The sequence below is a fragment of the Pseudomonas iridis genome (assembly GCF_017980685.1).
Lineage (GTDB): Bacteria > Pseudomonadota > Gammaproteobacteria > Pseudomonadales > Pseudomonadaceae > Aquipseudomonas > Aquipseudomonas iridis.
The window spans coordinates 1-8631 of the sequence record NZ_JACXXO010000033.1 but is presented as its reverse complement, the minus strand read 5'-3'; the positions used below and the strand labels follow the sequence as shown (position 1 = coordinate 8631).

The following is an 8631-nucleotide window of genomic DNA, read 5'->3' as shown; positions in this document are numbered from 1 at the left end:
CCGACACCGTCGACACCACCAACCTGTCGCTGAGCGCCACTGGCTCTGTGGCTGAGGGTGGCCAGATCACCTACACCGCCACTCTGACCAACGCTGCTGGCTCGCCAGTGACCGTGACTCTGAGCAACGGCTCGGTGATCACCATCGACGCTGGCAAAACAACCGGCACCGTGACCGTTCCTGCGCCAGCCGATGACGTCTACAGAGACGCCGGTTCCGTGCAGGCAACGATCAGCACCGCCACAGGTGGCAACTTCGAAAAACTGGTGCCGAGCACGACTCCGGCCGTGACCAGCGTCACCGACACCATCGACACCACCACTGCCAGCATCACCGGCAGCACCTCGGTAACGGAAGGTCAGACCGCCAGCTACACCGTCAGCCTGACGCACCCGGCGCAAACCGAGGTGACCCTGAAAATCGTCTACAGCGGCACCGCTGCCGACGGTTCGGACTTCACTGGCGTGTACACCGTGAAGATCCCGGCCGGCGCCAGCAGCGCGCAGTTCAACGTCGCGACCCTCGATGACAAGATCACCGAAGGCACCGAGAACTTCGTGGTCAAGATCGACTCGGCCACTGGCGGCAACTTCGAGAATCTGGCGGTCAGCACCACCAATGGCAGCGTCAGCACCTCGATCATCGACAACGATGCGCCACCGGTTATCGATCTGGATGCCAACAACTCCAGCGGCGCCACCGGGGCCGACTACAAAGTGACCTTTACCGAGAACACACCGGGCGCCGGCGTGTCGATTGCCGACACCGATCTCAAAATCACCGACCCGGACAGCACCATGCTGACCGGCGCCACCGTCGTGCTGACCAACCGTCAGGACGGCGATGCGCTGAATCTGGGCAACAGCGTCAACGGCATCACGATCAATGCAAACAGCACTAACGGCACTGTCACCCTGACTCTGTCGGGTAACGCGACGCTTGCCGATTACATGCAGGCGATCAAGAACATCAGCTTCACCAACAACAGTGAAGATCCGAGCACCGTGCCGCGCATCATCACCGTGACCGTGACCGATGGCGGCAACTACTCCAACACCGCAACCACCACAGTCAATGTGGTGGCGGTGAACGACGCACCGGTTGCAGCGCCGGTCAACGTCACCGGCACCGAAGACACCCCGCTGATCCTGGGCTGGTCGACCTTCGGCGTGACGGACGTCGACAGCCCGGCCAGCAGCCTCGGGGTGAAAATCACCCAGCTGCCGGGTGAAGGCAAACTGCAGTACCTCGACGGTTCGACCTGGAAAGACGTCGCCAACAACCAGACCTTCAGCAAGGCTGACATCGACGCTGGCAAGCTGCGCTTCATGCCTGACGCCAACGAGTCGGGGGTGAATGGTTACGGCGGCACCGGCGTGGGCAACAACCAGGCCGACTATGCGCAGATCAAGTTCCAGCCAACCGACGGCCAATTGCTGGGCAACACCGGCACCGTGAAGATCGACATCACGCCAGTGGCGGACGCTCCGACCGTGGGCGTCGCCGACAACAGCGTGAAGTCCACCGGGCTGATCAAGGAAGTCTGGACCGGCCTGTCGGGCCTTGGCACCAACGGCAACGGCGCAGATTCGACCACCCTGAAAAACGTGATCGACGGTGCTGGTACACCGAACTCCAGCGGCAGCGTGACAAACGTGCAGTCCGACGGCAGCGTGACGGCCGGCACCGCATCGAAAACGTCGGGCCTGATCTACCTGGAAGCCGGCAAGACCTACAGCTTCAGTGGTGTGGCCGACGACAGCCTGCTGATCACCATCGGCGGCAAGAACGTGGCGTCGGGTACCTGGGGCGCGGGGGGCGCGATCAGCGGTTCGTTCACCCCGACCACCAGCGGCTACTACACCCTGGACATCTACCACCACAACCAGAGTGGCCCGGGTAGCTATGACGTGAACCTGTCGGTCAACGGCAGCACGCCAATCGACCTGAGCAGCGCCGGCGTGCCGATCTACACCGGCGTGCAGGATCTGGTGAACTCCGGCGTGACCGTCTCCGACCTGCACGGTACTAACGGCGAAGGCTATTACGACGGCTACAAACTCAACACCGGCGCCGAAGGCACCACGGTGAAACTGTCGGCGATCAACACCGCGCTGACCGACACCGACGGCTCGGAAACCCTGAGCGTGAAGATCAGCGGTGCGCCGGTCGGTTCGGTACTGAGCGACGGCGCCGGCCATAGCTTCACCGTCACCGCGAGCAACGGCGAAGCCAACGTCACCGGTTGGAGCCTCGGCAGCCTGACCGTAACCCCGCCGACCTACTACAACGGCCAGTTCAACCTGACCGTGACTTCGACCTCCACCGAAGCCGTGGGCGGTTCGGCCAGCAGCACCGCGACCATTCCGGTCACCGTGGTGCCGGCGGTTTACAACGCCATTACCGCGACTTCGGCTGACGATACTGTCGTCGGTACCGACGCCAACGACATCGTTGTCGCCGACATCGGCGGTCTGACCGTAGTGCCAGGCACCAACTACAACATCGCGTTCATGGTCGACAGCTCCGGCAGTATGAGCACCTCGTCGCTCAACGCGGCCAAGGACTCGCTGACCTCGGTGTTCAACACCCTTAAGCAGAGCATGGGCGGCGGCAACTCGGGCACGGTGAACATCTTTCTGGTGGACTTCGATACCCAGGTCAATAAATCGGTGTCGGTGAACCTTAACGATCCAAACGCCCTGACGCAGCTCAAAGCCGTGCTGGATTCGATGGGCTCCGGCGGCGGCACTAACTACGAGGATGTGTTCAAAACCACAGCCAACTGGTTCCAGAGCGCTGACGCGGTGGCCAACACCGGGGCGAAGAACCTCACCTACTTCATCACCGATGGTCAGCCGACTTATTACCAGAACGGCGAGCAGAGCAACCCGACGCTATACGGCAACGTGAAGCTCGACAGTGTAGTGACGACCAGCAACTACAAGCCGGGCGATACTTTCAGCACTTACATCGACAACACGCACTACTTGAGCATTAACAGCTCCGGGTCTGTAACCCTGCAGACTTACAGCTCGTGGTGGGGCTGGAGCAGCAGCACGCTGGGCACCATCCATGCTCAAGGCGATGGCACTTACGAGCTGTCCAATCTTGCCGGTACGGGCAACAGCACCAATGCCAATACCAGCGATAACTCCACCAGCAGCTTCGCCTTGCTGGATAAGTTATCGTCCGTCGAAGCCATCGGCCTCAACGGCGGCGTCAGCCTCAACGACCTGAAGCCGTACGACTCGGACAGCACACCGCAGACCAACATCGATCCAAAGGATCTGGCCAACTCGATCATCGGCCACACCGAAGCGACGATGCCGGGCAACGACACCGTCAACGGTGGCGCCGGCAACGACATCCTGTTCGGCGACCTGGTCAGCTTCAACGGCATTGCCGGCGAGGGTTACCAGGCAATGCAGGCATTCGTCGCCAAGGAAACCGGCGTCGAGGTCAGCAAAGTCAGCACCAGCAATGTGCATCAGTACATCACCGAGCACTATCAGGCGTTCGACGTATCCGGTGCGCATGATGGCAACGACACCCTGTTGGGCGGCACGGGCAATGACATCCTGTTCGGCTCGGGCGGCAACGACTGGCTCGACGGCGGCAAAGGCAATGACATCCTGCTGGGCGGTACCGGCAACGACACGCTGATCGGCGGTCAGGGCAATGACATCCTGATCGGTGGTTCCGGTGCCGACACCTTCGTCTGGAAGGCGGGTGACACCGGCAGCGACGTGATCAAGGACTTCAAAGCCGCCGAAGGTGACCGTATCGACTTGCGTGATCTGTTGCAGGGCGAAACCGGCAGCACCATCGACAACTTCCTGAAGATCACCACGGTCGATGGCACGTCGTCGCTGCAAGTCAGCTCGGCAGGCAAGTTCAACTCGGGTGACGCCGCCGCAGCAACCCCGGACGTGACGATCAAACTGGAAGGCAACAACTGGTCGAGCGCCAACATCCACAACCTGATTGCCGGCAGCGACCCGACCATCAAAGTCGACCACAACAACAGCTGATCCGCGTAAAAAACGGCCGCCCTTCCAGGGCGGCCGTCACGTTTGTGATGAGCGCAGCGGTGACGATTGGGTCGCCGCACCGCATACTTGCGCGCAGTTGGCTATGCTGCTGACAGCATGACGCTGGTTCATATCTGAGGGCTGCCCAATGTTTTACGTGCAACGCGATGCGCAAGGTGAGTTGATTCGCGTGGAAGCTGCGGCCTACGCCGAGGCCACGGAAACGCTGCCGGCCGACCACCATGAAATCCTGGCCTGGTACGCCAACGAAGCCGTGGAAAACAGCCTCAAACAGCTCAAGCAGAGCGACTTTGAGATGATTCGGGTACTCGACGACCTGATTCAGGTGCTGACCAGCAAAGGTGTGATCCGCGTCACCGACCTGCCGGAAGCGGCCCAGGCCAAGCTGATGGACCGGACCCAGGCGCGTGAGGCATTGGGCGGGTTAAGTCAGTTGATTGATGAGGATGAGGGCGGGTTGATTTAGAAGCAAAAGATCGCAGCCTTCGGCAGCGCCTACAGGGAACGCATTCCAATGTAGGCGCTGCCGAAGTCTGCGATCTTTTCGCTTTCAAATCTTGAGATCTACTTCCAGGGCTTGGGCTCACCCAACAACTGCCCCTGAACCCCATACAAGCCCATCTCGCGAATCACCGACAACTCCCCTTCCGTCTCGACCCGTTCGGCAATCAGCGGCAGATCAATGCTGTGCGCCGCGCGCTGAATGGCTTCGATAAACAGACGCTTGTCGCTCTCCTGATCAATCGCCCGAATGTAGCTGCCATCGATCTTCAAGTACGCCAGCCCTAGCCGCGCCAGGTTGCCGATCATGCTGAAGCGTCCGCCGAAACGTTGCAGGCTCAGGGAGAAACCCAGTTCACGCAGACGCCGGGTCAATTGCTCCAACACCGCCTGTTCAGGCAATTGCTCCTCGCCGATCTCAAGGGTCAGGCGTGGGCCGAGGTTGGAATGCATCCGCAAAATCTCGAAGATTTTGTTCAATGCCTGTGGGTCCGCCAACGTAGCCGAAGACAGGTTCAGCGCCAGCGAATCCTCATGTTCTTTCATCTGCTCCAGCACACGCTCCAGCATCAGGCGATCGAGCCGTGCGGTCCAGCCGAAGCGCTCCAGCCACGGCAAGAAGCGACCGGCCGGAACGGTCTGGCCCTGCTCGTCGAGCAAGCGCGACAGCACCTTGTAATGCAGCACCAGTTGCGTGTCTTGCGCGGCCACCACTGGCTGGAAATACAACTCGAAGCGCTGCTGACTCAGAGCCTGGTCAAGCAAGCGATGCCAGGCATGGTGATCGTCGCCGACATCGGCGTTCAGGCTCTGATCGATACACGCCCAGTTCTGCTCGCCCTGCCCTTCGGCCTGGGCCAAGGCCTGATCGCCGAGGCTGAGCACCGCTTGTGGTGAATCGCCGTGTGCAAACGGCGCAAGACCGATCGACGCTACCGCCGCCACGTCAGTTGCGCCGGTGGCGTGCAGGCTGCTCAGGGCACTGTCGAGGTTCTGCGCCAGTTGCAGCGCTTCCTCACGCACCAGTCCCGGCGCCAGCACGGCAAACTCACCGCCACGAATACGCGTGACGAGGTTCTGGGTTTCCGGGTATTTGGCGCATTCGCGCGACAGTTGCTCGCCAACCGCTTTCAACAATTCATCGGTGCGCTGCCCCCCCAGGCGCTGGTTCAACCCGGCCAGATCCTGGACCCGTAACAGCAGCAGATAACCTGAGCTGGCCTGCTCCGGGTTGCTCACGCGATTGTTCAGTTGCATCTCGAAATAACGTCGGTTGGCCAGCCCCGTGAGGTTGTCCTGATAGGACTCGGCGCGCAGTTTTTCGCTGCGCTCGGCCTGTTCCTGAAACAGCGCCTTGAGCTTTTCGACCATCTGATTCATCGCCTGCACCACACGGCGCAGTTCAGGGGTACGCGGCAGGTCCGGCAGGCTGAGGAATTCACGCCGGGCGATGGCGTGGGACTGTTTGACCATGTAATCCAGCGGCTTCAACTGGCGACGCAGCAGCAGCGCGCCGAGCACCGCACTCACGGCGCCGCAAACCAGCAGCCAACCGAGGCTGCCCAACGCGCTCTGCCACAGCTTGGCCACGGCAAACATCGGATGGCTGACCACCTCGACCCGCGCGGCCTGTTCCCAGCCGCGACTGACCAATGCATCGCCGCCGGCCGGCTCCAGACCGATCAGTTTGACGAACCAGTCCGGCACGTTACTCACCGTGGGGGCGCCGTTGCGCTCGACGATGGTCTGGTCGGTCTTCACATCGACCACACGGATGCTCGCGTAGTAACCGCTGTCGAAAATCGAGCTGACCAGCAGCTCGACCATCGCCGGGTCGTCGATATTCGGCGTCAGCGACAACGCCAACGCGGTGGCGGCGTCCTGAGCGTGAGAGCGCAACTGGTTGACGTACTGAGTACGCGAGCTCTCCAGACTGACCATGAAGCTGCCGGTGAAGGCGACCACCAGGAACAGACAGATAGCGAGCAACAGCTGTTTGAACAAGGACATCTGAGCGCGTGCTCCTAGTTAATCGTTTCGATCGCGAAACCTTCGGCCTGCATTTTCTTCAGCACATCCTGCCAGCGCGACAGGCGCTTGGTGTCGCCGACCTTTTTGTTGCCCTTGGCGCCCGGCAAATACAAACCTTCAGCATTGAAAGAGTAGACCGGCAGCAAATCGGTTCGCTGGGAGGCAGGCTGAATCGGATCGATCAGGCTGTCGAGCACCAGTGGCATGGCATCGGGAGTGGCATAGTACGTCAGCACCATGTGCGCGCGGTTCTGGCGCAGTGCCTTGACGTAAGTGATGCGCAGCTTGTCACTGGACACGCCGAGATGACGCAGGCTGAAATACTTGGCGATCGCATAGTCTTCGCAGTCACCGGCGCCTTTCCACAGTGCTTCGATGGGGGTTTCCCAATAGTCGACCTCATGCCACAGATCAATGTCTTCGACATAGCGCACCTGTTTGTTGAAGAACAGGTTCACCACTTTGAGTTTTTCCATTTCGCCGACCTGTTTCTGCGTGGCCAACAGATTTTGCCAGGCATCGATCCGCTGCTGTCCGGCGCCCAGCGGGCCGTAGATCGCCGCGGCCTTGCGGCTGATCGCGGAAAAATCCCAATCGGCATTCAGACCGCCCAGCATGAGGCCGGCCAGCAACAGTGCGCAGCCTAGCCAGCGCATCATCCGAGGGATCGCGAAACGTACCGCCACAGCAGGTTTCCAGAGGGCAGGAAGGAAAGCGTTTGATGGTGAAGCTTAGCCCGTTAAAAAACAATGGCACCATGAGATCATCGTGACCGCGCTAAACTATATTGCAGGCGTGAATCCTCTACACGGTTTGACAAGCTGTAGAGCAGTCACTAGTGTCCTTTGGATCCAAATTCAGTCGACATACAGGGTGCGTAGTCGTGACACAGAAGCCCAAACCGCTGCAGAGCATTAAAGTCGATGGGCCCATTCCCGCACACTTGGCTCGCTCGATCATTGAAGAAACCTTGCGCGCAGCCATCCTTGATGGACGCTTGCCCTGCGGTACCGCCCTGCGCCAGCAGGATCTGGCCGATCTGTTCGGGGTCAGCCGCATGCCCGTGCGCGAAGCCTTGCGTCAGCTTGAGGCACAGTCGCTGCTGAGTGTGACCGCACACAAAGGCGCAGTGGTTGCGCCGCTGATTCAGGGTGATGCCACGCAGACCTACGAGCTGCGGATTCTGCTTGAGTCCGAAGCCATGCGCCAATCCATTCCGCTGCTGACCGCTGCCGATCACGAGCAGGCGGCCAGGTATATCGACGAACTCGAGACTCAGCACGATTATACGGAGATCGGCCGGCTCAACCGTTTGTTGCACATGGCGATGTACAGCAAGGCACCCAACCAGCGCCTATTGCGGCTGGTCGAAGACGGGCTCAACGAAGAGGAGCGCTTCCTGCGCTTCAACCTCGAGGCCATGGGCCTGGGCAAGCTGTCTCAGGACGACCACCGCGCCATGCTGCAAGCGGTGATGGAGCGTGATGTCGAACGTTCGGTGGCGCTGCTTGAGCAGCATCTCAACCGCGGCGTTGAAGTCATCAACCGTTATCTCGCCAGCCCTGAGGCGCAACAACGCAAAGCCGCACGCTGAACCTGCACGCCGGGAGGGGCAATGCTTCTACCCGGCGAATAACCCGCTTACAAATCCCCCGCCCTACGGGCACGAATCCACTGGCATATCCCCCCTTGCGCTCTAACCTCCTGCGCCAAACACGCCCGAAATCTGTACGCCTCGCGGTGACGAATCGGTAATAGCCGTGGAGGCCAGTTACCCTCAGTCATGAACGGCCAACACAATAAAGAACGGGTGACGCACCGCACTGAAGGCGCAGTCCCCGCAACAGGAACCTACGGAAGGAGCCTTGCCACGGGAAAAGGAAAGATCGGCGCCGTTCCAGGCCACCTTTCATCCCCTTAGGGAAGGTCTGAAGTACCCACCGATTTTTGAGGCCCTCGCTGCTTGAGGTTCAAAAAATCCAAGTCGGCCGAAAAACAGACCCTTCTTGTCTTTAATTCACGGCTCTTTCCTCTGATCGTGCTG

The 8631-nt window shown here is 60.3% G+C and carries 5 protein-coding genes; 3 read left to right on the top strand and 2 right to left on the bottom strand.

Translation table 11 applies throughout. The annotated features are described in order from the left end of the window. Together IEQ42_RS27060 and IEQ42_RS27055 are read left to right on the top strand one after the other, a co-directional pair. Positions 1 to 4034 (top strand): immunoglobulin-like domain-containing protein (locus IEQ42_RS27060; RefSeq protein ID WP_210706179.1); only part of this gene is annotated, 4034 nt, incomplete at its 5' end. A gap of 148 nt (positions 4035 to 4182) precedes the next feature. Next, the gene (locus tag IEQ42_RS27055; protein WP_210706178.1) at positions 4183 to 4521 is read left to right on the top strand and encodes a tryptophan synthase subunit beta; all 339 of its coding nucleotides are present in this window, start codon (positions 4183 to 4185) and stop codon (positions 4519 to 4521) included. 98 nt (positions 4522 to 4619) lie between these two features. Here IEQ42_RS27055 and lapD read toward each other — a convergent pair whose 3' ends face one another. Then, on the bottom strand, positions 4620 to 6566 hold the full coding sequence (gene lapD, locus IEQ42_RS27050; RefSeq protein WP_210706177.1) for a cyclic di-GMP receptor LapD: 1947 nt from the start codon (positions 6564 to 6566) through the stop codon (positions 4620 to 4622). 14 nt (positions 6567 to 6580) lie between these two features. Next, positions 6581 to 7273 (bottom strand): cysteine protease LapG, encoded by a 693-nt coding sequence (gene lapG, locus IEQ42_RS27045; RefSeq protein WP_210706176.1) that lies wholly within the window; start codon positions 7271 to 7273, stop codon positions 6581 to 6583. A gap of 197 nt (positions 7274 to 7470) precedes the next feature. On the opposite strand from lapG, the gene IEQ42_RS27040 reads away from it, so the two are divergent. After that, a complete protein-coding gene (locus tag IEQ42_RS27040; protein WP_210706175.1) occupies positions 7471 to 8181 on the top strand; it encodes a GntR family transcriptional regulator in 711 nt (236 codons plus the stop codon). Positions 8182 to 8631 lie beyond the last annotated feature (450 nt).